Source organism: Shewanella insulae (assembly GCF_009831655.1).
Classification (GTDB): domain Bacteria; phylum Pseudomonadota; class Gammaproteobacteria; order Enterobacterales; family Shewanellaceae; genus Shewanella; species Shewanella insulae.
Window position 1 is genome coordinate 26,136 of record NZ_WRPA01000005.1, and the last position, 22,830, is coordinate 48,965.

General features: G+C 53.2%; 24 protein-coding genes. 14 read left to right on the forward strand and 10 right to left on the reverse strand.

Annotated elements, in window-relative coordinates:
* Positions 1 to 43 precede the first annotated feature (43 nt).
* Positions 44 to 367 (forward strand): N(4)-acetylcytidine aminohydrolase, encoded by a 324-nt coding sequence (yqfB, locus tag GNT65_RS07170; protein ID WP_160794774.1) that lies wholly within the window; start codon positions 44 to 46, stop codon positions 365 to 367.
* Between the two features lie 88 nt (positions 368 to 455).
* A complete protein-coding gene (locus GNT65_RS07175) occupies positions 456 to 1,100 on the forward strand; it encodes an esterase/lipase family protein (RefSeq protein ID WP_244952121.1) in 645 nt (214 codons plus the stop codon).
* Positions 1,101 to 1,120: 20 nt separating this feature from the next.
* Here GNT65_RS07175 and GNT65_RS07180 read toward each other — a convergent pair whose 3' ends face one another.
* Entirely contained in the window at positions 1,121 to 1,630 is a 510-nt protein-coding gene (locus GNT65_RS07180) for a hypothetical protein (protein WP_244952122.1), read from the reverse strand.
* Between the two features lie 187 nt (positions 1,631 to 1,817).
* Here GNT65_RS07180 and GNT65_RS07185 point away from each other — a divergent pair, with 187 nt between their 5' ends.
* The 4 genes from GNT65_RS07185 to GNT65_RS07200 are packed head-to-tail and all read left to right on the forward strand — an operon-like array spanning position 1,818 to position 4,081.
* Complete coding sequence (locus tag GNT65_RS07185) at positions 1,818 to 2,552, forward strand: DUF1538 domain-containing protein (protein WP_160794780.1); 735 nt, start codon at positions 1,818 to 1,820, stop codon at positions 2,550 to 2,552.
* On the forward strand, positions 2,552 to 3,340 hold the full coding sequence (locus GNT65_RS07190; RefSeq protein WP_160794782.1) for a DUF1538 domain-containing protein: 789 nt from the start codon (positions 2,552 to 2,554) through the stop codon (positions 3,338 to 3,340). The genes GNT65_RS07185 and GNT65_RS07190 overlap by 1 nt, the downstream gene beginning before the upstream one ends.
* On the forward strand, positions 3,330 to 3,680 hold the full coding sequence (locus tag GNT65_RS07195) for a P-II family nitrogen regulator (RefSeq protein WP_041511708.1): 351 nt from the start codon (positions 3,330 to 3,332) through the stop codon (positions 3,678 to 3,680). Before GNT65_RS07190 ends, GNT65_RS07195 begins: the two co-directional genes overlap by 11 nt.
* Positions 3,677 to 4,081, forward strand: coding sequence for a CBS domain-containing protein (locus GNT65_RS07200; RefSeq protein WP_160794784.1), 405 nt, complete (start codon positions 3,677 to 3,679; stop codon positions 4,079 to 4,081). The genes GNT65_RS07195 and GNT65_RS07200 overlap by 4 nt, the downstream gene beginning before the upstream one ends.
* A gap of 61 nt (positions 4,082 to 4,142) precedes the next feature.
* Here the strand turns inward: GNT65_RS07200 and GNT65_RS07205 are convergent, their stop codons facing one another.
* The gene (locus GNT65_RS07205; protein WP_160794786.1) at positions 4,143 to 4,499 is read right to left on the reverse strand and encodes a glutathione S-transferase N-terminal domain-containing protein; all 357 of its coding nucleotides are present in this window, start codon (positions 4,497 to 4,499) and stop codon (positions 4,143 to 4,145) included.
* A 243-nt stretch (positions 4,500 to 4,742) separates the two neighbouring features.
* Entirely contained in the window at positions 4,743 to 8,027 is a 3,285-nt protein-coding gene (locus tag GNT65_RS07210; protein ID WP_160794788.1) for a DUF748 domain-containing protein, read from the reverse strand.
* Positions 8,028 to 8,214: 187 nt separating this feature from the next.
* On the opposite strand from GNT65_RS07210, the gene GNT65_RS07215 reads away from it, so the two are divergent.
* The 6 genes from GNT65_RS07215 to GNT65_RS07240 all read left to right on the forward strand — a co-directional run bounded on the left by GNT65_RS07215 (position 8,215) and on the right by GNT65_RS07240 (position 12,291).
* A complete protein-coding gene (locus tag GNT65_RS07215; protein ID WP_160794790.1) occupies positions 8,215 to 9,207 on the forward strand; it encodes a 2Fe-2S iron-sulfur cluster-binding protein in 993 nt (330 codons plus the stop codon).
* A gap of 130 nt (positions 9,208 to 9,337) precedes the next feature.
* Positions 9,338 to 9,769: a GNAT family N-acetyltransferase gene (locus GNT65_RS07220; RefSeq protein WP_160794792.1), complete on the forward strand. Its 432-nt coding sequence runs from the start codon at positions 9,338 to 9,340 to the stop codon at positions 9,767 to 9,769.
* Positions 9,770 to 9,839: 70 nt separating this feature from the next.
* Positions 9,840 to 10,544, forward strand: coding sequence for a DUF445 domain-containing protein (locus GNT65_RS07225; protein ID WP_160794794.1), 705 nt, complete (start codon positions 9,840 to 9,842; stop codon positions 10,542 to 10,544).
* Positions 10,545 to 10,734: 190 nt separating this feature from the next.
* The gene (locus GNT65_RS07230; protein WP_160794795.1) at positions 10,735 to 11,085 is read left to right on the forward strand and encodes a VOC family protein; all 351 of its coding nucleotides are present in this window, start codon (positions 10,735 to 10,737) and stop codon (positions 11,083 to 11,085) included.
* Positions 11,086 to 11,088: 3 nt separating this feature from the next.
* A complete protein-coding gene (locus tag GNT65_RS07235; protein WP_160794797.1) occupies positions 11,089 to 11,436 on the forward strand; it encodes a 5-carboxymethyl-2-hydroxymuconate Delta-isomerase in 348 nt (115 codons plus the stop codon).
* An 81-nt stretch (positions 11,437 to 11,517) separates the two neighbouring features.
* Positions 11,518 to 12,291 carry a substrate-binding periplasmic protein gene (locus GNT65_RS07240; RefSeq protein WP_160794799.1) on the forward strand — a complete coding sequence of 258 codons (774 nt, stop codon included), beginning with the start codon at positions 11,518 to 11,520 and terminating at the stop codon, positions 12,289 to 12,291.
* Between the two features lie 98 nt (positions 12,292 to 12,389).
* Here the strand turns inward: GNT65_RS07240 and asnB are convergent, their stop codons facing one another.
* The 5 genes from asnB to purM all read right to left on the reverse strand — a co-directional run bounded on the left by asnB (position 12,390) and on the right by purM (position 18,966).
* On the reverse strand, positions 12,390 to 14,048 hold the full coding sequence (gene asnB, locus GNT65_RS07245; RefSeq protein WP_160794801.1) for an asparagine synthase B: 1,659 nt from the start codon (positions 14,046 to 14,048) through the stop codon (positions 12,390 to 12,392).
* Between the two features lie 339 nt (positions 14,049 to 14,387).
* Complete coding sequence (locus tag GNT65_RS07250; RefSeq protein WP_160794803.1) at positions 14,388 to 16,049, reverse strand: M28 family metallopeptidase; 1,662 nt, start codon at positions 16,047 to 16,049, stop codon at positions 14,388 to 14,390.
* Between the two features lie 221 nt (positions 16,050 to 16,270).
* Positions 16,271 to 17,017, reverse strand: coding sequence for an HAD-IIA family hydrolase (locus GNT65_RS07255; RefSeq protein ID WP_041511696.1), 747 nt, complete (start codon positions 17,015 to 17,017; stop codon positions 16,271 to 16,273).
* Between the two features lie 267 nt (positions 17,018 to 17,284).
* Positions 17,285 to 17,929: a phosphoribosylglycinamide formyltransferase gene (gene purN / locus GNT65_RS07260; RefSeq protein WP_160794805.1), complete on the reverse strand. Its 645-nt coding sequence runs from the start codon at positions 17,927 to 17,929 to the stop codon at positions 17,285 to 17,287.
* Positions 17,929 to 18,966: a phosphoribosylformylglycinamidine cyclo-ligase gene (gene purM, locus GNT65_RS07265; RefSeq protein WP_160794807.1), complete on the reverse strand. Its 1,038-nt coding sequence runs from the start codon at positions 18,964 to 18,966 to the stop codon at positions 17,929 to 17,931. Before purM ends, purN begins: the two co-directional genes overlap by 1 nt.
* A gap of 211 nt (positions 18,967 to 19,177) precedes the next feature.
* On the opposite strand from purM, the gene upp reads away from it, so the two are divergent.
* Positions 19,178 to 19,804, forward strand: a complete 627-nt coding sequence (upp, locus tag GNT65_RS07270; RefSeq protein WP_160794808.1) for a uracil phosphoribosyltransferase — start codon at positions 19,178 to 19,180, stop codon at positions 19,802 to 19,804.
* A 78-nt stretch (positions 19,805 to 19,882) separates the two neighbouring features.
* On the opposite strand, the gene GNT65_RS07275 is transcribed toward upp, so the two are convergent.
* The gene (locus GNT65_RS07275; RefSeq protein WP_160794810.1) at positions 19,883 to 21,202 is read right to left on the reverse strand and encodes a Na+/H+ antiporter family protein; all 1,320 of its coding nucleotides are present in this window, start codon (positions 21,200 to 21,202) and stop codon (positions 19,883 to 19,885) included.
* Between the two features lie 313 nt (positions 21,203 to 21,515).
* On the opposite strand from GNT65_RS07275, the gene GNT65_RS07280 reads away from it, so the two are divergent.
* Positions 21,516 to 22,121, forward strand: a complete 606-nt coding sequence (locus GNT65_RS07280) for a peroxiredoxin (protein WP_160794812.1) — start codon at positions 21,516 to 21,518, stop codon at positions 22,119 to 22,121.
* Positions 22,122 to 22,244: 123 nt separating this feature from the next.
* Here GNT65_RS07280 and cyaB read toward each other — a convergent pair whose 3' ends face one another.
* Positions 22,245 to 22,811 (reverse strand): class IV adenylate cyclase, encoded by a 567-nt coding sequence (gene cyaB / locus GNT65_RS07285; protein WP_160794814.1) that lies wholly within the window; start codon positions 22,809 to 22,811, stop codon positions 22,245 to 22,247.
* Positions 22,812 to 22,830 lie beyond the last annotated feature (19 nt).

Below are 22,830 nucleotides of genomic sequence, written 5' to 3' on the forward strand. Positions count from 1 at the left end.
TCCTTCACCTGGGGCTATAGCCGAGTGTTACGATAGGAGAATTATGAGCCGTATAAGCTGTGATGCCAAGATCACCTTCTTCGAGCGATTCGAAGCCGATATCCTCAGCGGGGCGAAAACCATCACCCTCAGGGATGAGAGCGAGTCGCACTTTCGCGTCGGCGATCGCTTGTCTGTCTCCACCTTTGAAACCGGGCGATACTTCTGCGATATTCAGGTGGTGCGGGTCGAAGCCGTTGCCTTCGAGGCATTAAATTCCCGACACGCAGAGCAGGAGAACATGTCGCTTGAGCAGTTAAAGGCGGTGATCACCGAGATATATGGCGAGATTGAAACTCTTTACCTTATCGAGTATCGCCTGCTTTAGCTTGTCTGAACCAGGCGTTAGTTCGCCTTGTGCTGGTATGAAAAAGGATGAATAAGGAAAAGCAGGGATGACAAGGAGCCATTCAGCGATGCAACCCCACAATGAGTCAGTGATCTTACTCCATGGCTTGGCCCGCAGCAGAAATTCGATGGAGAAGATGGAGCGAGCCCTGTCGGCCCAGGGTTATCAGTGCGTGAATCTGGGCTATCCCTCTACTCAGTTCGATATCGAGACCCTAGCCGGCGAGCATATCGACAAGGCGCTGTCACAGTGTCGGGGCGAGAGAGTCCACTTCGTGACCCACTCCATGGGCGGCATCCTGGTGCGCCAGTACCTGAGTCAGCAGTCATTGCCCGCACTTGGCCGGGTGGTCATGCTTGGCCCGCCCAATTGTGGCAGCGAGGTGGTGGATAGTCTTAAGACGTTTCCCGGGTTCAAATGGATAAACGGTCCGGCGGGTCTGCAGTTGGGCACTGAGGAAGACAGCGTGCCTAATCGCCTTGGTAAGGCACATTTTGAACTTGGGGTGATTGCCGGCTGTCGCAGCGTGAATCTTTTGCTCTCAACCCTATTGCCAGGACCTAACGATGGTAAGGTCTCCGTGGCTCGTACTCGCCTGGAGGGAATGCGGGATCATATCAGCCTAGCGGTCACCCATCCCTTCATGATGAATAACCCCAGCGTGATAGCACAGACGAAGCATTTCCTAGCCCATGGACGCTTTAAGCGCTGACTCTGCGCTCGAATCGGGGCTTACTTGTTGGCAAACTTGCTAATGTCGGCGTCTGTGGCGCCGTCGTTACACTCGCCGCGGATCTCACCGCGCCCCACCTCTATGATGCGGCTCAGTTCCAGGTAGCCCTCGCGGCAGTAGCCTGTCATGTCTATGGTCTTCTCTAAACCCAATTCAATTTGCTCGGTCCAACGGGTCAGATCCGGTGCATAGACAGAGCGTTTCTTGCTGCCTGAGCGTTTCATCTTCTCTATCTGGCGTACCCGCTGCATATGGGGCTGCTCAAGTGTCGGTAGCTCGGCGTATTTGACCTTGTAGGTAAACAGCTTGATGCCGTTGCCCTTAATTGAGGTGTGGAAGGTATCTTCTACGCGCACCTTAAAATCATCGACGTCGCGCTTGCTGGCGCAGCCGGCAAGGCTAAGGATTGCTGTTAGCAGTACAGCGGTGGTAAGCAGTGAGGAGCGTATCGGCATCTTGTTGTTATCTTTATTTTTCGTCGAGGTTAACGTCTGTTCTTGAGGGAGCATAACCCAATCGCCGGGGGAGATCACCCCAGGTGAACTGACTTTACCTAAATTGACTTTTGCCGAGTAACTTGAACTGGCTCACGTAAATGGGGTGGGATGTGAGAAAAATGTTGTTATTTGTTAGCGTCTTGGCACACTCAAGGTAAGGGGAAGTGTGTTAGGAGATCCCCAGCGCTAAGGAGTCTGCATGTCGGCCTTGATCAGCCTGTTTCGTTCATTACTCGGCAGTTTTCGGGATCTGGTACCCATCATCTGTGTGGTTGCCTTCTTCGAGATCTTCGTGCTGCATCAGGCCCCGGCCAATCTGGCCGAGATCCTGCTCGGGCTGGTGTTTATCGTCTTTGGTTTAACCTTCTTCGTCTTCGGGCTCGAGATGGGCCTGTTTCCCATAGGTGAGTCTCTGGCCCAGGCGCTGGCACGAAAGGGCAGCGTCTTCTGGCTGGTGGTCTTCTCCTTCTCCCTAGGCTTTGGCACCACGCTGGCGGAGCCCGCCTTGACGGCGGTGGCCAACGAGGCGGCCGAGGTCGCGGCGAACTCTGGGGCCATCGCAGCGAGCACAGACGCCATGGACAGTTACGCAATGGGGCTAAGGCTGACCGTGGCCATCTCTGTGGGGCTGGCGATTCTGCTTGGGGTGATCCGCATTCTAAAGGGCTGGCCTATTCATTATTTAATAATAGGTGGCTATGTGTGTGTCATGGTGTTAACCGCCTTTGCCCCAGAGAACATCATAGGCATAGCCTATGACTCTGGCGGCGTGACCACCTCCACCATTACCGTGCCCTTGGTGACCGCCTTGGGGGTCGGTCTGGCCAGTGTGATCAAGGGGCGAAACCCCATGTTGGACGGCTTTGGGCTGATCGCCTTTGCCAGTTTAACGCCGATGATCTTCGTATTACTCTATGGCATGTGGGTGTTGTGATGACTTACCTGAGTGAGATGCTAGATACCCTGCTTTTGACCGCCCGGGATGTAATACCGATAGCCGTTATCTTGTTCGGCTTTCAGCTTGGGGTGCTTAAACGTGCCATCGCCAATTGGCGTCGGGTGCTGCTTGGGTTTGTCTATGTGATTATCGGCCTCAGCCTGTTTCTGGTGGGGCTGGAGCTGGCGCTGTTTCCCATCGGCCAGAGCATGGCCAGCCAGCTGACCTCGCCCGATTTCCTCCACCCAGAAGGCGGCGATACGCCCTTTATCTGGCAAGATTATCTCTGGGTCTACCTGTTTGCCGCCGCCATAGGCTTTAGCACCACGATTGCCGAGCCGTCATTGATTGCCGTGGCGATCAAGGCCAACGAGGTCTCGGGCGGCGCCATCGGCATTCAGGGGCTTAGGATCTCTGTGGCCATAGGGGTCGCCATGGGGATAGCCCTGGGTTGTTTTCGTATCGTGGTGGGCGACCCCATTCATTACTACATCATGGCTGGTTATGTGCTGGTGGTGATCCAGACCTATTATGCCCCTAAGATGATAGTGCCATTGGCCTATGACTCGGGCGGGGTGACCACCTCCACCGTGACCGTGCCGCTGGTGGCGGCGCTAGGGCTGGGACTGGCGACCAATGTGGCGGGCCGTGACCCGCTTATCGATGGCTTCGGCCTGATTGCCTTTGCCAGCCTGTTTCCTATGATCACAGTAATGGGCTATGCCCAGTTAGTCGAATTCTTAAGTCAGCGAAAATCCGCTAAGGAGCGAGACCATGCGCTTTAAACTTATCGTCGCCTTCGTCGATGAAACCTGCACCGATACCGTTCTCGATGCGGCGAGAGAGGCGGGCGCCACGGGAGCGACAGTCATCAACCATGCCCGCGGTGAGGGGCTGGAGAAGAAGAAGACCTTCATGGGCCTGGGTCTGGATATACAGCGCGACGTGATCCTCTGGTTGGTAGAGGAGCATATGAGCCGCAGTATCTTGGAAACCATTTGCCGGGTAGGGGAGTTTGAAACTAACCCGGGGCAGGGGATTGCCATACAGATAGATGTGGAAGATGCCGTGGGCGTCGCCCATCAGGTGGAAAAACTCAGCAAAGAGATCGAGGATCAATTATGAAACCAAGCAGGCTAATTAAGAACAGCGACGTCATGAAAAACAGCTATGTGATGGTCGATGGTCTGCATACCGTGGCCGAGGCGATCAAGCTGGCGGTGGGCAACGATGTCAGCATGTTGCTGGTAAACAAGCGTCATGAACACGACGAGTACGGTATGGTGCTGATGAGTGATATCGCCCGTAAGGTGCTGGCGAAAGACAAGTCGCCGGAGCGGGTCAATGTCTATGAGATCATGATAAAGCCTGTGCTGTCTGTGCATGCCGACATGGACATTCGTTATACCGCCAGGCTGTTCGAACGCTTCGGCATCAACAAGGCGCCGGTGATCGAGGCGGGTAAGATCTTAGGCGTGGTAACCTATCATGACATTGTGCTCAAGGGGATGATGCCCCATCTATAGCAGGCGTAGGCCTGGCAATAAAAAGGGCACCCTAGGGTGCCCACAGCGCTTAGGTTAAACCCTAGGCGAAACGCTTATTGAGATAATCTATGATATCTGAGGATTCATACATCCACTGAGTCTCTCCCGCATTATCGATACGCAGACAAGGCACCTTGGCCAGTCCACCCTGTTCAACCAGCATCTGTTGGTGCTCGGCTTGCTTGGCGTCGACTGTAACGATATTCAGCCCCTGACGACGAATGGCGCGGCGCACCTTTACGCAGAAGGGGCAGGCGGCGTATTGGTAAAGCGCAAGCCCTTGTGTCTGCTCGTCGACCTTTGCCTGCTCGGCCAGCGGACGCTGACGTTTCTTAGGGGTAAAAACAAAATTCAAAAACAGGATAATGCGGCCTAATACCCAGCGAACAATAAACATTAACGACTCCTAGAAAATTTTGATGGGGCGGATTCTAACGCAAGCGTGATGGAGATCAAAGCCTTGGCGCAAACTGAGATCTGGTGATGGTTATTAATTCCTGTTTGGCACCAAATATTTTGTAGAGATAGAAAGGACTCTATCGGCAAATAGAAAAGCCGCAGGAAAGGATGCGGCGATTAAAAAAGCGGCCAAGCTACCTATAAACTGGAGCCTGGCCACTCGATGAAGTTAGCGCCTCTGCTATTCGGCGCTTAGGGTCAGCAGGGCCTGAGCGGCGCTGGTGTCGAGCGCGGCCTGGCTGTCGAGTACGAATACCCGACTAGGTGCGATCTTGGCCTCTTCTATCAGGTATTGTTTTACGGCTAGGGCCCGGCCCTGAGCCAGTTGTCCCAGGGCGTTATCGTCGAGCTGTTGCGCCGAGACCAGATAGTTGTACAGAGCGATATGCCAGCGGGTCTGCAGCTCCTCGTCGCTCATCTTCTCGTTACTCTCGTCTCCGGCACTCTTCTCCTGCTCGGCCTGTTGTTTGATCTCTTTAAGCACCTTGCCTGGATCTTTTTGTAGTGTCTTCTCATAGAGAGACTTAAGCGCGTCAGACAGTATTCCAGAGGTAGGGAAGGTGCTGGCGGTGAGATCTTCAGGCATCTGCGCCTCGGTGAACTTGGCATCATCAAGCTGCGCCTGGGTAACCAAGGCCCGATGCAGCTTGGCGGTCATCAAGGCCTGACTGTCGTTTACCAGATCCACCGCGCCCTTGGCGCTGACGGTGAGCTTAGGCCTGTCGGCTAAGCCCTTGGCCAGCTTGCTCAGCAGCGACTGGCTCTCGTCAGGCAGCGTCGCCAGACCAGGGGCAAAGGCCACCTTATCCAGCTCATCGTCTGAGCCCAAGAGGCCGGCCAACAGGCTGAATGGCGCGGTAACTGCCTTAGTGATCACATTGGTAAAGGCGGTGGCGATAATGCTACCGAAGCTAAAGTTTGGCTCGTTGAGATCGCCAGAGACCTGCAGGCCTAGGTCGATCACTCCGTGTCTGTCTTGTAAAAGGGCGATCGCCAGGGTGACTGGCAGGGAGGTTGCCAGGCTGGAGTTACTCTTCTTACCTAGCTGCAGCTGATCCACCACCAGGTGATTGTCGCCCACCAACTGGTTGTTTTCTAGCTGATACTTAAGATCCAGTGACATCAAGCCCTTATCTATGTAGTAACCCGCGTAGGTGCCCGAATAGGGGTTTACCGAGGTCAGTTCCACATGCTTAAAGCTGAGGTCTAGGTCCAGGTAAGGCTGCTCCAGCAGGGGATTGATCTCACCCTTGAGTACAACAGGTGCATATCTGTCTATCTTGCCCTTGATATCGACCTTAGCGGCCTTCTCGCTGCTGGAGGAGAGGTTGGCGATATTGCCTTCGAGCTGTTCTATGCTGGCGGCAAAGTTAGGGGTGAGAGAGTTATCGGCAAAGAAGGTCGAGCCATCTTTGAACACTATCTTGTTGATGCTAAGCGCCATCGGCTTGGCCGCATCGCCGGTTTGCCCAGCAGTCTTTTTCTCAGCAGCCTGCTTGGTCTCAGTCTGCTTAGCTTTTTCGGGCTTGCCATCTTCCTTGGTGGCAGGCTTCGTCGCCTCATCATCTGCCGCAGCGACCAGCAGGTCCTGGAAGTTGGTGGTACGATCTTCGTTGATCAGTATGCGCCCGTATGGCTTGTTCAGGGTCACCTGATCGATTGCCAGTTTATTGGCCTGCTTATCGAATTTAAGCTCGTTGAGATCCAGTTGCTGCCACTTCACCAGTGTCTTGTTGGCCTTGAGGTCTTTGACCTGAAGATCGTCAACCTGAAGCGTGCCCTGATAATTCAGCTTTCCATCGGCGTCGGCAAGCAGTTGTCCCGATGTCGCCAGGCGGCCATCGTCGATCTTGATGTTCACAAAAGGCGCTAGGTAGTTCTGGAACCAGCTAAGGCCCAGTCCTTCGAGTGATAATTCGGCGCTGACCTGCTTGGCCAGGGCGTCGATTTGGCCCTGGCTCTGCACCTTGGCGCTTTGGTTGATGGCCAGTGCCAGTTGATAGTCTATGGGCTGGCTCAGACTCTCATCTACCGCCCCTGTGGAGAACTCCAGTTGGCCAATCTGCCAGAGGTTTTCCTCTTTAAACAGCTGCTCGGTGAGGTTTAGCTGATAGTTGCTGAGGTTGATCTTAGCTAGCTTGGCGTGCCAGCTAGGCGTCTGAGTGTCTTTGACTTGGGATTCAACCGCCTGCTCGCTGGTATCGGCTACTTGTACATCGGCATCTTGAGTGTCTGTCGCCTGCTCGCTTGCTGCATTAGTGTCTGCCGCTTTAGGTGTCTCAGTAGATTTCGCCTTATTACCATTAGCTATTGGTGCTAGCAAGGCGGCGAGATCCACACCTTTCTCATCTAACCTGGCATTGACTAGGAGGTCGCTGGAGGTCAGGGCGGCTACATCTAGCTGTTGCTGGTCCAGGTCGGCCGCAATGCCCGTTAGGGCAAAACGCCCCAGAGAGATAAGTTCGCGCTGCTCGTGGGTGATCAGCAGCTCGCTGAAACTCAGCTCACCGGCGCTGGTGCTGGCCTCAAGCTTGTCATTATCCATGGCGACACGGTATTGAGTGGCGAAATCCACATAGCCCTTGTCTAGTGACACATGGAAGGCCTTATCGATAAAGGCCCACAGCTGGGGCAGATCTATGTGGCTCAGGCTGATGTCGCCGACAAGCTCGAAGGGGGTGAGCTGTACTTGTCCCTTGAGGGCGATTTTGCCGCCGCGATCGCTATGAAACTCCATATGGTAGCGGTTCGCCTTCTGCGCTGCGTCATTCACAGCTTCATGACTCTGGCCTTGCTGATGCTGCGCACCGGCACCATTGCTGCTCACCTTAGTGGCGACGATTGGGTTGTGGGAGTCGAAGCTGGCGACCTTGAGGTTAACCTTGGGATAGCTGACTTCCCCTTGAGTGATCTCATCGCGCAGATGCAGATTGGCATCGACAATCGCCAGATTATTGAGGATGAAATGGGGGATCGCATTATCGCCCTTTGGCTCAGTTTCAGGCTTATCCTCGCCGTTCTTCGCCAAGGTTTCCAGGATATCGGAGAAGTTAAACCTTAATTCCTCGTCGTTTTTGAGGCGTTTAACCTTGGCGTGGGGATTTTCCAGGGTGATATCGCTGAGACTCAGGCCCTGCTGAAACAGCGAGTCCCAAAACTGGATATTGAGGCCGAGTCGTTTAAAGCCGACAAAGGCCCGGTCATCTTTTTCCTTGATGGCAAAATTTGTGAGTTCAACTTCCAGGGTAAAGGGGTTGATATTCACCTGGGCGAGGGAGACGGGTCTTTGGAGCTGGTTCGACAACTGTTTAGGCAGTTGTTGGGTGAGCAGATAAGGAAGCAGTAGACCCAATAACAGGGTCCATGTTAAATACAGGGTAATTGAGATACCAATATATCTTTGATATTTAGGCAGCTGTTTGTATTTTTGTCCGAGTCGAGCGAAAAATGATGGGACGGAAGACATAATGACCTTAATGACCTTAATGACCTTAATGACGTTGTAGACGAACTGAAAAGATTCAGGGGAGGGGGACGGCGAGTCCAATCCGCACGTTTGTGAACCAGTCGCTATAATTTTAGTAGGTTTATTATCGATAATGAACGGCTAAACATTAAATTTCTTTAAATTTTTACGAGATAAATCGACAGATATGACAACATTTTACCTCGACGGTCAGGCGTTTGAGGCCAAGGCCGGTGAGTCGGTATTGGACACCCTGATCCGTCATGGTCAGCAGGTCAATTATTCCTGTAAGCAGGGGGTGTGTAAAACCTGTCTGCTGCAACATGTCGATGGTGAAATGGCGATCGGTGCCCAGCGCGGCCTGACCCTGGGGCTCAAGCAGCGCCACTATCTCTGTTCCTGCCAGTGTAAACCCACGCCTGCCCTGCGCCTCAAGTCTATCTTGCCTCAGGATCTCTTTATCGGTGCCAAGATCCAAGAGAAGCAGTTTATTAATGAGGCCGTGGTGCGCGTTCGCTTGGCGTTAGATGAGCCGCTTCTGCATCATCCTGGACAATACATAAACCTGAGACGCTTCGATGGCCTGACCCGTAGCTATTCGCCCACGAACCTGCCGAGTGAGTCTTTCATCGAGCTAAATGTCAGGCGTAAATACAATGGCCAGTTCAGTGACTGGTTGTATCACCACGCGGGCATAGGCGAGAGCCTGTTGGTGCAGGGGCCGCTGGGCAGTCGCTATTATCGCACCGCCTATCGCGATGCCAAGCTGATCATAGTCGCCTTTGGCAGCGGCCTGGGGGTCGCCCACGGCATGTTGATGCAGGCGTTGGCTCAGGGGCATCAGGGAGAGATCTTTCTCTATGTCGGCGCGCGGGACGATAACGATCTCTATCTGCACCACAAGCTACTTAAGATGATGCTGGAACATCGTCAGTTCCACTATCAGGCCTGTATTACGGGGCAGAGTGAGAGCAAGGGGCGGCGGGTGATCCACGCTAACCCCTTCAGTGAGGCGCTCAAGTGTCATCAATTTGACCGTCAGCAACACCTGTTTCTCTGCGGCGAGCCCGGCCTGGTTAATGAGAGCCGGGAGATCGCCTTTCTTAACGGATTTCCCATCGAGCGGATCCACAGCCTGTCATTCGAGTATAAAGATCTGCGTAAACGTCCAAGGGGCTAGCCTAGACTTAGGTCGCATCTACAATGGACTGTTATTTTAGTTTTAGTGTGATAACATCAACTAAATCATAAGGATGTAACTGTATTTGTCGCCCCTCATCCTAGGGCAATACAGATTTCAAGGACGGAATATGCTGATACGAATTGCAATTGAAGATGATTTGACCCAGTTAGCGCCTCTGTTTGATCGTTATCGTCAGAGCCTGGGACAAGCGCCTGCCCTGGTTGAGAGTGGCGAGTTTCTACAGGCCCGTCTGTATGAAAATGATTCGGTGATCTTTATCGCTCAGTTAGCCCAGGACATTGTCGGTTTTATTCAGCTCTATCCCTCTTTCTCTTCGCGTCTGCTTAAGCCGGTCTGGTATTTTGACGACCTCTATGTCGAGGAGGCCTTTCGTCATCAAGGCATCGCCACCCGTCTGGTGGAGAAAGCCAGGGAGCTGGCTGACGAGACTGGTGTGATGGCGGTGCGCCGCGACTACCTCAGCGGTGATGGCTTCGTTTTCATCGACGATTGGAACACTCGCGCTTTGTTTGCCGAACAGGCGGCTAACCAAAACTGATAGGCTGTCTTCAGGGATTTTGCTTGTGGTAAGATAGCGCGGTTTTTTGTCTTGTCCTTGGAGATAATCGGTGAATAAGAGTCTTATCACTAATTTACTGGCCGCCGTGTTGGTGGTCTGCGGCTACCTTTTTCATCAGCCCATCGTCTTTAGCATAGGTTTGTTTGCCCTGTCGGGGGCGGTGACCAACTGGCTGGCGATCCATATGTTATTCGAGAAGGTGCCAGGCCTTTATGGTAGCGGTGTGGTGCCAGCAAGATTCGAGGAGTTCAAGGCTGGTATCGCCCATCTTATGATGGAGCAGTTTTTCACCAACGAGAATATCGATAAATTTTTGTCACAGCAGGGTGGCAGCGTAGCGCATATCAACCTTGAGCCTGTCATCGAACAGGTGGATATGTCGCCGGCCTTCGACGCCTTGGTGACCACGGTCGAGCAGTCTTCATTTGGCGGCATGCTGGCAATGTTTGGCGGCACAGAGGCGATAGCCCCGCTGAAAGAGCCTTTTATCAATAAGATGAAGGCCTCCCTGGTGGAGCTGTCTCAGAGCGATGATTTCTATGAGTTGCTGAAAAACGAGATAGAGCAGCCTGATGTGCTAGCCGATCTCAGGGCGAAGGTGAAGAGCATAGTAGACCAACGTCTGGCCGAACTTACGCCTCAGTTGGTGAAAGAGATAGTGCAAGAGATGATCAAACAGCACCTCGGCTGGCTGGTGGTTTGGGGCGGCGTCTTCGGCGGCCTTATCGGTCTGTTGGCAGCCTTGCTGGACTAGTTTTTAACGATCCAAATGATTTAAGAAGGGAGCCTGGCTCCCTTTTTTGTTGCCCAAAATATTGGCTGTGTCGGTGGTAGGGAGGATTTAACGCTCGCTTTACTTTTAGAACGAGGGTAGATTGAAAAGTGATACTTGGCTCAGGTTTAGGGGCCGCAACCCAATCACGATAGTCCTGCAAGGAAATGCAATGAATCAAGATCAGACCATTAACTATATCGAGATCCCGGTTAAGGATATCGCCGCGACTAAGGCCTTCTTTGGTAAGGTGTTCGGCTGGCAGTTCGAAGATTATGGACCAGAGTACAGCTGTTTCACCAATGCCGGTATCGCAGGGGGATTTTACCTGTCGGAAAAAGGGTTCGATATTGCATCCGGCGCGCCGTTAATCGTCATCTATGCCAAGGCGTTAGAGGTGTGTCTGACTTCGGTGGCCGATGCTGGCGCCCTGATCACCCAGGAGATCTTCTCCTTTCCCGGCGGGCGTCGTTTTCATTTTAAGGACCCAAACGGTAATGAGTTTGCGGTTTGGTCAGAGTAACAGATGCCACATTGTATTCTAGAATATAGTGCGCCCCTTGCTGAGCAGATTGCTATCGACACCTTGGTAGATCTGGTGCATCGCGGCGCCATCGAGAGCGATTTGTTTGAACCAGCCAGTATCAAGTCTCGGGCTTATTGCGCCGAACATTACTGTGTCGGTGAGGCAAATGATGCTAACTTTATTCATATCAGCTTTAAAATCATGCCGGGGCGAACCAGCGAACAGAAACTGCATCTGATGCAGTGTGTCGATCGGCTTATCGCGCCGCTGTGCGACACTGTGTCCAGCATCACCATGGAGGTGCTGGATATCGAACGTGAGCATTATTTTAAAAGGCTGAACGGTTAATTGATTAAACGGCTGATGAGCCGAGGTTTTATCAGGAGCAGTATGGTCAGTGGGAGATGGAGTCCCTGGAGTCATTCTTGAATGCAGCTTACTAGGGCCTTGATGGTGGCGGCGGGCTTACTCGTCGCCCAGTATGTCTACGCAGAGGACACCCAAGACGAGCACATGATGCGGGTCTGCGTCGACAACTATCCTCCGTTTCAAATACTTGAGCCTGATCGCTCTCCCATAGGCGAGCATGTTGCCGCGCTCGAGTTGTTTGCCAGCCTGTTGCAGCGTCGCTTAGTCTTTGTCTCCAGTCCTAATTTCGCCCGTTGCCTGCATATGTTAGAGCAGGGCAGCGTAGACGTGTTAGCCGGAATATATGCTAAGCCGGAGCGGGCGGCCTACAGCTATTTTCTGCCCTATCGTAACGACGGTCGATTCGTCTTCATCAGCCAGAAGGCACTGGCGAACGTGAACGACTACGAGGATTTGACGACCCTCGATATCGGTGTATCCCGTGAGACGGAATACTTTGACCGTTTCGATAGTGATGCCCGATTACATAAGGTGCAAACCAACGATGTGATCTCGGCAACCAACATGTTACTCAAGGGGCGTTTCGATCTGCTGATCGTCTCGGAGGTGGTATTGCCCAGTCTCAGGGCTCGTTTCGGTGATTTCGACGATAAGCTTAGGGTGCACCCTTATACCCACGAGGAACATCGCCAGGTCTATTTCGGCGTGAGTAAGCGTCATCAGATGGGGATCCCCTTAAGCAAGATGCAGGCGATCATAGGTCAGGCCTATGAGGAGGGCCGCTTCATGCAAGTGGTGGAGGAGTTTGCCAAGCAACATCTCGAGCATTACTGAGTGACAAGTTCGATTAGCAACGGCGCCCATAACAAGAGCGCCATAAAAAAGAGACCTAGTGGTCTCTTTTTTATGGCATTTATTAGATGCGGGGCTGACTAGTAGGCACTCTCGTGCACAGACTGTACCGCGCGGCCCGAAGGATCGATGATCCCTTGCAGGCTCTCATCCCAGGCCAGCGCCTCTGGGGTGGAGCAAGCGACCGATTTGCCGCCAGGTACTGTCTCGGCGGCCGATGGCAGTGGGAAGTGCTCTTCGAAGAAGCAACGGTAGAAGTAGGCTTCCTTGGTTTCTGGTGTGTTGTAGGGGAATCTGAACTTGGCGTTGGCCAGTTGCAGATCGTCTACCTGAGCCTCGGCATGATCCTTTAGACCGTCGATCCATGAGTAGCCGACGCCATCGCTGAACTGCTCCTTCTGACGCCAGGCCACCTCTTGGGGTAGCTTGTGCTCGAAGGCTTGGCGCAGGATATGCTTCTCTATGCGGCCATCTTTAGACATCTTGGCCTCTGGGTTGATGCGCATCGCGGTGTCGATAAACTCTTTATCGAGGAAGGGGACGCGAGCCTCTAGGCCCCAGGCCGCCATCGCCTTGTTGGCGCGCAGGCAGTCGAATAGATGCAGCTTGTCTAACTTACGCACCAACTCCTCGTGGAAGGCCTGGGCGTTAGGTGCCTTGTGGAAGTAGAGGTAGCCGCCAAATAGCTCGTCGGCGCCTTCGCCAGACAGCACCATCTTGATCCCCATCGCCTTGATCTTGCGCGCCATCAGATACATGGGGGTGGCCGCACGTATGGTGGTGACATCGTAGGTCTCCAGGTGATAGATTACATCCTTAAGCGCATCGAGCCCTTCCTGGAAGCTGAAGGTGATCTCATGGTGGATGGTGCCTATGGCATCGGCTACCTTCTGCGCCGCCGCCAGATCTGGCGCGCCGGTCAGGCCAACGGCGAAGGAATGTAGCTGTGGCCACCAGGCGTCGCTGGCACCGTCATCTTCGATACGGCGCTTGGCGAAGGTCTGTGTGATGGCCGATACCACGGAAGAGTCCAAACCGCCGGAGAGCAGTACGCCATAGGGGACATCTGACATCAGCTGACGTTTGACCGCAGCCTCCAGTGCCTCACGTAGCTCTTCGACGCTGGCTCCGTTGTCCTGTACCGCCTCGAAAGATTGCCAGTCGCGCTGGTAGTAGTGGGTCTCACCACCCTTTGTTAGATAGTGGCCCGGCTTAAACTCTTCTACCGTCTTACAGACAGGCATCAGTGCCTTCATTTCCGAGGCGACATAGAAGTTGCCCTGGGCGTCATGGCCCGTGTAGAGGGGGATGATCCCCATGTGATCCCGGCCAATCAGGTAGCTGTCGCTACGCTTGTCGTAGAGTACGAAGGCGAAGATACCGTTGAGCTTGTCCAGAAATTCGGTGCCATATTCCTGATACAGGGCGAGGATCACCTCACAGTCTGAGTTGGTCTGGTAGCTGTACTTGTCACCCAGTTCGGCCTTGAGCTCCTTGTGGTTGTAGATCTCACCGTTGACCGCCAGAACCAGGCTTTCATCTTCTGATAGCAGCGGCTGGGCGCCATGTTCGATATCGACGATGGCCAGACGCTCATGGGCGAGGATCGCCTTGTCGCTGGTATAGATCCCTGACCAGTCGGGGCCGCGATGGCGCAGCAACTTGGACATCTCCAGGGCAACCTGGCGTAGCGGCGTGGCATCGGTTTGGATGTCGAGAATCGCAAATATTGAACACATAATGAAAGCTCCAGAAAACGGTATAAATCTCAGTTGCCACTCACTTTGACAGCATTTTCTGCATCTGCCAAGTGTCAAAATTATCAAAACATCACAAAAAGGTTGTTTTTGGTGTTGTTTGTTTGATTCTTTCCGGGGGGGGTTTGAGCTTTATTTTGTTGTTTACGGTTTTAATTATGAAATCGCTATTTTCAGTCCTCTATTAGTGGCTGGAATTGTTCAATCTGAATCTCGCTCTGGATTTTAGTCGAGTTGGTAAAAAGCGGCGTGACGGGTGGATAAATAAACAAAAAGGCCTCCGATGGAAGCCTTTTATTCATGTGTTGCCGAAAACCTTAGTTACTCGGCGGTGGTGGTCTTGTCTGTGGTTGCCGGGCGCAGCTGGTGGAATTCGGTACCGGCATAATAGCCGGGCCAGTCGCCGTTGTTACCCAGGCGTTGAGCGGCCTGATAGTAGACGCCGAGATCTTCCAGGGCGCCGGAGAGATCCCAGTCGGCGCGATATTCGTCGCAGACATTGTGGTAACAGCCTTTCATCTGCTGTTTCATCTCTGCCTTGTACTTGGCAGTGTCCTCATCGACCGGGTTGTTGCCGCCGCCGGCAAATACCGCCGGCACGCCATACTTGGCGAAGCTGAAGTGGTCTGAGCGGAAGAAGCCGCCAGACTCAGGGCGTGTTTCACTCACCGCGGTGCGCTGCTGGCCGCTGGCCGCCTCGACTAGATAGGTTTCCAGCTGTGACTTGCCTTTACCTATTATGGTGTAATCCGATGTACGGCCATAGATATTGGTGCTGTCCAGGTTGAAGACGGCCACCGTCTTGTCCAGCGGATAGACGGGGTTGGCGGCATAATAGCGTGAACCTAACAATCCCTGCTCTTCGCCTGTGGTAGCGACGAAGGTGAGCGAGCGCTTGAGCGGCTTACCTTGCTTGGCCTGGGCGGCGAATTGGCGGGCGATCTCTAGGATCCCTGCCGTACCTGAGGCGTTGTCCAGGGCGCCGTTATAGATCTGGTCGCCCTGTTTGTTGGCGTCCAGGCCGATATGGTCCCAGTGGGCGGTAAAGAGGATCTGCTCATCACTTGCGCCTTGGCCGGGGAGTGTGGCCACCACGTTATAGCTATCGGCATATTCCGCCTTGTTGGCGAAGGCGATGTTGGCAGATTTTTCAAGCGCGACATTCACCGGGCTGCTGGCGGCGCGATCGCTTAAGGTCGCCAGGGACAAGCCTGCGCTGTCGAACAGCTCGCTGGCCTTTTCCATGGTGATCCAGCCTTCTACCTGTACGCGGCTGTCCTGTGTTGCCTTATTCAGTACCAGATCTTGCTGAGCGCCTGTCCAGCTGTTTTCTACCACAGACCAAGGGTAGGAGGCTGGCTTGGTATCGTGAATGATGATGGCACCAAGCGCGCCCTGGCGGCTGGCTTCCTCAAATTTATAGCTCCAGCGGCCGTAGTAGGTCATCGCCTTGCCGTTAAATTTACCCGACTCTGGCAGGGCAAAACCTGGGTCGTTAACCAGGATCAGGGCGATCTTGCCCTTCATATCCAGGCTCTCATAGTCGTCCCAATCGTATTCCGGTGCCTTGATGCCATAGCCGACAAAGACCAGCGGCGCATCTTTGATATTCACCTCTTGATTGTCGTGGCGACTGCCCAGGACGATATCCTGACGGTATTGCATAGGCAGTTCGCCCAGGGTGATGGTCTGCGACTCGCTGGCGGTGTAGCTGACCATAGGCACAGGCTGCAGGAAGCTGCCATCGTTGGCGCCGACCAGTCCGGCGGCGGCAAAGGCCTTGCTAAGATAATCCAGGGTCAGCGCTTCACCTTGGGTGGTGGGGGCGCGGCCCTCAAATTTATCCGAGGAGAGAGTCTGAATATCCAGCCTGAATCTGGCTTCGTTAAAGGCGGGAGCTTGCTCTTCGCTTGCGAGCTGGGGAGCATGCTGGCTACAGGCGCTGAGGAGCACCAGAGCACAGGTGGGTAGGGCAAAACGCATGGGACTTCCTATTTGTTTTTGTTATTTATAAATCGCGCCCACATGATGAATAAGATGACGGGCCTTGGCAAGGGACGCAGGGTGATTAAATGTTACGCTTTATGTTTGATGAAAGGCTGATGGCAGCTGGAATGACAGGGTTAAATATTGTGCGGGTCGGGGATAGAAAACGCGCGGTCTGGGCCACGCGTCTTGGCTAGTGATTTCTTTGGCTAATTAGACTAGATGACGTCGATATCACCGGCGCAGTCAAACACATGGTTGGGTCTGAATGGTTCCTTCTCGATATCTTTGACCTGGCTGACGCCGCTGGTAACCAAGATGGTTTCCAGACCTGCCTGGAATCCCGCCAGAATATCGGTGCGCATGTTGTCGCCGATGATCACGGTATTTTCCGAGTGGCCGCCGATATGGTTCAGGGCGCTGCGAATGATCCAGGAGCTGGGCTTACCCACATAGAAGGGCTTGCGGCCACAGATGCGCTCGATAGGTGCACAAAGGGCGCCACAGGCAGGGCTGTGGGCCGGGCCATGGGTGTCAGGGTTGGTGGCGATGAAGCGGGCCCCGGCGGCGACAAACTGGGCGGCCTTATGGATCATGTCCCAGTTATAGGAGCGGGTCTCACCGACGATGACAAAGTCTGGGTTGATGTCGGTAATGGTGAAGCCGGCCTTGTAGAGCTCGTGAGTCAGGGCGCCTTCGCCGATGACAAAGGCCTTGTCACCCGTCTGATGCTTGAGAAAGTCTGCCGTGGCCATGGCCGAGGTGTAGAAACACTCTTCTGGTACCTGGATCCCGGCGGCGCCGAGGCGGTTTTGGAGATCTTTACCCGTCTGTACCGGGTAGTTGGTCAGTATGACCAGTGGGTTTCCTTGCTCGAGAATGCGATGGATAAACTTATCGCTGCCCGGGATCAACTTGTTGTCATGTAGCAGTACACCATCAATATCACAAATTACATTTTTCATCTTAGGTCTCATCTTGCTAGCAGTAAGTTAACTGCCTTCATCTAAAACCAATTGTGTTTTAAAAACAATGTAATTTGGTGAATTATTTAGCGTAGCCGGCAATATAGCCTAACTTGGTCGATGACTGGGGGACTCGGTAAACTTTTCTGCGGTTCATCGAGTGTTAAAACGTGTGGTGACAGGCTAGCGAGCGCTGCACAGGCAGGGCTGTCACTAATAAAAAAGAGACCCTGGGGTCTCTTTATTGGAAGGCCGACAACAGGTGGGTTAGTCGGCGGCGTAGCCCATGGGGCTGAGCAGTTGATCGTCAAGGTAGGCCTTGCCGTCTGTCATCCGTAGACGCTGCTGACTGAACCATTTCACTACCAGGGGATAGATGGCGTGTTCCTGCTCGTGCACCCTTTCTGCCAGCACGTTGGCATCATCCTCGGGATAGACGGGCACCTTGGCCTGCAGGATTACAGGGCCGGCATCCAGCTCTGGGGTGACGAAGTGTACGCTGGCGCCATGCTCGCTGTCACCGGCGTCGATCGCCCGCTGGTGGGTATGCAGGCCTGTGTATTTCGGCAACAGCGAAGGATGAATGTTGATCATTCGTCCCTCGAACTGTTTGACGAAATCGTCACTCAGGATACGCATAAAGCCCGCCAGTACGATAAGATCCGGCTGATACTTGTCGATGGCCGCCTTGAGGCGCAGATCATAGTCGCCGCGGGACTCGCACTCATGAGGGATCACGCAGCTGGTGTCTATCTCACTCTGATGCGCGCGCACCAGGCCGTAGGCATTGGGCTTATTGCTGATCACACCAACGACTTCGGCGTCCAGGTTGTCGTCACAACTGTCGATGATGGCCTGCAGATTGCTGCCATTACCAGAGACCAGGACGAGGACGCGACAGCAGCTGGGCATTAGCAGATCTCCACTTGCTCTTCGTCGCCATTGCGGCTGGCAATGTCACCGATGAGCCAAGCGTTTTCGCCTTCGGCCTTAAGCAGGGTCAGCGCAGCATCCACTTGATCCTGTGGTAGGGCGATGATCATGCCAACACCACAGTTGAAGGTACGGTACATCTCAAACTCGGCAATATTACCGTTTTCCATTAACCAGTTGAAAACGGTAGGCCACTGCCATGAGTCGCCTTTTACCACGGCCTTGGCATCATCTGGCAGCACGCGTGGGATGTTTTCCCAGAAGCCACCGCCTGTGATATGGGCCATGGCGTGGATGTCGTGCTTCTCAAGCAGTTTAAGCAGCGGCTTAACATAAATCTTGGTGGGTTCCAGCAGGTGATCGATTAGCGGCTTGCCTTCAAGGTCTTGCTGAGGATCGGCCTTGCTTACCTCGAGCACCTTACGGATCAGTGAGTAACCGTTAGAGTGTGGGCCGCTTGAGCCCAGGGCGATCAACGCGTCACCGGCAACCACTTTAGAGCCGTCAAGCACCTCTTCTTTCTCGACTACGCCTACGCAGAAGCCTGCAAGATCATAGTCTTCGCCTTCGTACATGCCTGGCATTTCGGCGGTTTCACCACCGATCAGGGCGCAACCTGACTGAGCACAACCTTCGGCGATGCCGTTAACAACTGAGGTCGCGGTCGCGACATCTAGCTTGCCTGTGGCGTAATAGTCGAGGAAAAACAGGGGCTCTGCACCGGCAACAATCAGATCGTTAACACACATGGCAACCAGGTCGACACCTACGCTGTCATGTTTGTGATAATCGATAGCCAGTCTAAGCTTGGTACCAACACCATCGGTGCCAGATACAAGAACTGGATGTTTGTACTTAGTCGGCAGCTCGCAAAGTGCGCCAAAACCACCTAGGTTGCCCATGACTTCGGGGCGGTGGGTACGTTTAACGGCAGATTTGATATTGTCTACAAGGGCATTGCCTGCGTCGATATCAACACCTGCATCTTTATAGCTTAGCTGGGTAGGAGTGCTCACGGAGGATCCTCTCGGGTACATCGTTATTGGATTTTTATGCGGCGCTATTCTATCAGCTTGTGTAGGCACTCGAAAGGGATGATTTTGAATATTCAAACGGACTTAGGTCACGATTTACCGTGTTTGTAAAACTTTATGTTTTCGATTGTGAACAAATCTACTAGAATCGGTACAATTTGCTGGAAAAACTGGAATTGATCAGGAGAAAACGATGAAAGTGGTCGAAGTTAAGCATCCTCTGGTACGCCATAAGATTGGCTTGATGCGTGAAGGAGATATTAGTACTAAGCGTTTCCGTGAGTTAGCGGCTGAAGTGGGTAGCCTGTTGACCTATGAAGCGACCGCTGACTTTGAAACCGAAAAGGTCACTATCGAAGGTTGGAATGGTCCAGTAGAAGTTGAGCAGATCAAGGGTAAGAAGGTTACCGTAGTGCCTATTCTGCGTGCCGGCCTTGGCATGATGGATGGTGTGCTTGAGCACGTACCGAGTGCACGTATCTCTGTGGTGGGGATCTACCGTGACGAAGAGACGCTGGAGCCCGTGCCTTACTTTGAGAAGCTTGCCAGCAATATGCATGAGCGTATCGCATTGGTGGTCGACCCTATGCTGGCAACCGGTGGCTCTATGATCTCAACGATCGATCTGCTTAAAGAGCGCGGCTGCACCTCAATCAAGGCCCTGGTATTAGTGGCGGCGCCAGAAGGCATTGCGGCGCTAGAGAAGGCCCATCCTGATATTGAGCTCTATACTGCCTCTATCGACAAGTGCCTCAACGAGCAGGGTTACATCCTGCCTGGTTTGGGTGATGCCGGCGATAAGATCTTCGGTACTAAATAAGACACCATTTTAAAAATGGTGAGCAGTAAAAAAGGAGCCTAAGGCTCCTTTTTTTTATCTCTTTTTATCAGGTGTTGGTTAGAGCACCATGGCTGCTATCCAACCCGAGATCAACAAGGGGATGTTGTAGTGAATAAAGGTTGGGATCACGCTATCGCGAATGTGATCATGCTGACCGTCGGCGTTGAGACCTGCCGTCGGGCCCAGGGTCGAATCCGATGCCGGTGAGCCGGCGTCACCAAGCGCCGCCGCCGTGCCGACCAGTGCGATGGTGGCCGGTACCGAGAAGCCAAAGCTGATAGCCAGCGGCACATAGATGGTGGCGATGATGGGGATGGTGGAAAACGATGATCCTATCCCCATGGTGATGAGTAGACCGACTACCAACATCAGGAAGGCCGCCAATGCCTTGTTGTCACCGATGAGATGGCTGAGGGAGTCAACTAGGGTGCCTACATCGCCTGTGGCCTTGACCACGGCGGCGAAACCGGCGGCGGAGATCATGATGAAACCTATGTTGGCCATCATACGCACGCCTTGGTTGAAGATATCCTGATCGGCCACATGCTTGAGGGCGCCAGAGAAGCTAAAGATGATAAAGCCGATGAGGGCACCGAAGATCATTGAGTTGGTATAGAGCTGCACCACTAGGGTGGAGGCGATGGCGATCAGGGCGATGGCGATGTTACGGCGATTAAGGGTTTCCTCTGGCTCGGCGGCCAGGATCAACTCTTCCTTATATTCTCTTGGCTTGCGATAGCTGATGAACACGGCGATAAACAAGCCGCTGACCATGCCCAGCGCCGGGATCAACATGGCAGGAGGGATCTGTTCGCGCACCGCATCTAAATTATTGCTGGTGAGGTTGGCGAGCAAGATATCGTTGAGGAAGATACCGCCAAAACCTACGGGCAGGATCATATAGGTGGTCACTAGGCCGAAGGTGAGCACACAGGCTACCAGGCGCCGGTCGAGCTTGAGCTTTGACATCACATGCAAGAGCGGCGGAATTAGGATTGGAATGAAGGCAATATGAATAGGCAGTATGTTTTGTGACGAAACCGCCATGGCCAGGATGGCCAGCAAGAGTAACCAGCGCACCTTATTGACGTTGCCAGGGCTTTGCTCTTGTCCTAAGTGAGCGATCACCTTGCGGGAGATCAGCGTGGTGAGGCCAGAGTGTGACAGGGCGACCGCAAAGGCACCTAACAGGGCATAGCTCAGAGCGATCTGCGCGCCGCCGCCCAGCCCGGTATTAAAGGCGTCGACCGTCTGCTCAAGGTTCATGCCGCCGACGAGTCCGGCGACCAGAGCACTCACAGTGAGCGCGATAACGACGTTTACTCGCGCTAGGCTAAGGCCCAACATCAAGCAAACGGCAATAACAACTGCATTCATATTGATTCAATCTGATTTTTTAATCTTTAGTGGGAAGCTATTTTTGCCAGCAATAGCCCGTGTTGTCCAGCGCCATGGCGTTTTATCTAAGAATTTTGCAAGAGATGTAACCGAACTGTATTCAAGTTTACTGCGTAACTGTAAATAAGCCTAACCGGCCGGGAAGAAGGCGGTGATAACTTGGGCAACTCGATGAATATTTATTAAAAAAAGTGACAATGATCCCAAATTACTTGTGTCCCGCTGGTGACTGCCTATAATGCTTTTGAGTTCATAATTAAAAGCTTTTTCAATCCATAGATGGAGATAAAAAATGAGCGTATTAGTAGGCCGTCCGGCTCCTGATTTTACAGCTGCAGCAGTTCTTGGTAATGGCGAAATTGTAGATAGCTTTACCCTGAGCGAAGCGATTAAAGGAAAGCCAGCTGTAGTATTCTTCTACCCACTTGATTTCACTTTCGTATGCCCATCTGAGTTGATTGCTTTCGATCACCGCATGGAAGAGTTCAAGAAGCGTGGCGTAGAAGTTATCGGTGTTTCTATCGATTCTCAGTTCACTCACAACGCATGGCGTAACACCCCAGTAGATAAGGGCGGTATCGGCCAGGTGCAGTACACCCTAGTGGCTGACGTGAAGCACGATATCTGTAAAGCCTACGACGTTGAGCATCCAGAAGCCGGTGTGGCTTTCCGTGGTTCTTTCCTGATCGACAAAGAAGGTCAAGTTCGTCACCAAGTGGTTAACGATCTGCCACTAGGCCGTAACGTTGACGAGATGCTACGTATGATCGACGCGCTTCAATTCCATGAAGAGCACGGTGACGTTTGCCCAGCAGGCTGGGAAAAAGGTGACAAAGGTATGGACGCAAGCCCAGAAGGCGTTGCTTCTTACCTGACTGATAACGCTGAGACACTATAAGCGGTTCAGACTGTTAGTAAAAAAGCTGCCCTAGGGCAGCTTTTTTTATGGCTCTTTTTTATGGCTCTTTTTTATAGTCTCTATGGCCAGTTACATCTGGGCTTCACCTGTCGCCACCTACCGCTAAGCGGGTGAGGGGACTGTTTGACTATTCATCATCAGTTCGCGATAGGAGTTGGTCTCTCTGTCATTCTCCCTTAGACCAAGTTGCTCGGCTAATTTGAGCAGGCCTTGTTCGTGATGCGCCAGCTGGGTCTCATCGTCTGTCATGATCGCCAGCTCGGCAAAATCCCCCAGCCCTTCTAAGTTGTCGACCGTCACATGATACTGGTCGATAAAGTAAATGCTGCGGGTCTTGGTAAGCCGCAGCACCACCTCATAACCCATGGTCTCCAGCATATCGGCGGCGCTGTCGATGTTGTCGATACGAGTCGCCTGACACTGCTGGCTAGCTGGGCCCTTGACTATCCATAGCTTGATATCTGAGGGGCGCATCTCCCTCAGGCACAGATGTTTGCTCTCTTGTGCCAGGCTTCCCGCCTGGGTGTCGTAATAGCGGTCAAACTCGACGTTGTCTTTAAGCATCACCTGATGGGGGAGGCTGTGCAGCCGGGCCAGAAAAGAGTCTCTATCCTGAAGTCGGTACTTGAATTCCACTTCATACTTGCCGTCAAAATGGGCTTGGCTCATAGGTATTGTCTGTATCGCT

Bases quoted from the DNA above. Each gene is read 5' to 3' on its own strand.
- GNT65_RS07180 (WP_244952122.1), bottom strand. From the start codon at position 1,630: ATGCTCCCTCAAGAACAGACGTTAACCTCGACGAAAAATAAAGATAAC.
- GNT65_RS07220 (WP_160794792.1), top strand. From the start codon at position 9,338: ATGCTGATACGAATTGCAATTGAAGATGATTTGACCCAGTTAGCGCCT.
- GNT65_RS07175 (WP_244952121.1), top strand. From the start codon at position 456: ATGCAACCCCACAATGAGTCAGTGATCTTACTCCATGGCTTGGCCCGC.
- asnB (WP_160794801.1), bottom strand. From the start codon at position 14,048: ATGTGTTCAATATTTGCGATTCTCGACATCCAAACCGATGCCACGCCG.
- GNT65_RS07190 (WP_160794782.1), top strand. From the start codon at position 2,552: ATGACTTACCTGAGTGAGATGCTAGATACCCTGCTTTTGACCGCCCGG.
- upp (WP_160794808.1), top strand. From the start codon at position 19,178: ATGAAAGTGGTCGAAGTTAAGCATCCTCTGGTACGCCATAAGATTGGC.
- GNT65_RS07215 (WP_160794790.1), top strand. From the start codon at position 8,215: ATGACAACATTTTACCTCGACGGTCAGGCGTTTGAGGCCAAGGCCGGT.
- purN (WP_160794805.1), bottom strand. From the start codon at position 17,929: ATGCCCAGCTGCTGTCGCGTCCTCGTCCTGGTCTCTGGTAATGGCAGC.
- GNT65_RS07280 (WP_160794812.1), top strand. From the start codon at position 21,516: ATGAGCGTATTAGTAGGCCGTCCGGCTCCTGATTTTACAGCTGCAGCA.
- GNT65_RS07275 (WP_160794810.1), bottom strand. From the start codon at position 21,202: ATGAATGCAGTTGTTATTGCCGTTTGCTTGATGTTGGGCCTTAGCCTA.
- yqfB (WP_160794774.1), top strand. From the start codon at position 44: ATGAGCCGTATAAGCTGTGATGCCAAGATCACCTTCTTCGAGCGATTC.
- GNT65_RS07185 (WP_160794780.1), top strand. From the start codon at position 1,818: ATGTCGGCCTTGATCAGCCTGTTTCGTTCATTACTCGGCAGTTTTCGG.
- GNT65_RS07210 (WP_160794788.1), bottom strand. From the start codon at position 8,027: ATGTCTTCCGTCCCATCATTTTTCGCTCGACTCGGACAAAAATACAAA.
- GNT65_RS07240 (WP_160794799.1), top strand. From the start codon at position 11,518: ATGCAGCTTACTAGGGCCTTGATGGTGGCGGCGGGCTTACTCGTCGCC.
- GNT65_RS07205 (WP_160794786.1), bottom strand. From the start codon at position 4,499: ATGTTTATTGTTCGCTGGGTATTAGGCCGCATTATCCTGTTTTTGAAT.
- cyaB (WP_160794814.1), bottom strand. From the start codon at position 22,811: ATGAGCCAAGCCCATTTTGACGGCAAGTATGAAGTGGAATTCAAGTAC.
- GNT65_RS07230 (WP_160794795.1), top strand. From the start codon at position 10,735: ATGAATCAAGATCAGACCATTAACTATATCGAGATCCCGGTTAAGGAT.
- GNT65_RS07195 (WP_041511708.1), top strand. From the start codon at position 3,330: ATGCGCTTTAAACTTATCGTCGCCTTCGTCGATGAAACCTGCACCGAT.
- GNT65_RS07255 (WP_041511696.1), bottom strand. From the start codon at position 17,017: ATGAAAAATGTAATTTGTGATATTGATGGTGTACTGCTACATGACAAC.
- GNT65_RS07235 (WP_160794797.1), top strand. From the start codon at position 11,089: ATGCCACATTGTATTCTAGAATATAGTGCGCCCCTTGCTGAGCAGATT.
- GNT65_RS07250 (WP_160794803.1), bottom strand. From the start codon at position 16,049: ATGCGTTTTGCCCTACCCACCTGTGCTCTGGTGCTCCTCAGCGCCTGT.
- GNT65_RS07200 (WP_160794784.1), top strand. From the start codon at position 3,677: ATGAAACCAAGCAGGCTAATTAAGAACAGCGACGTCATGAAAAACAGC.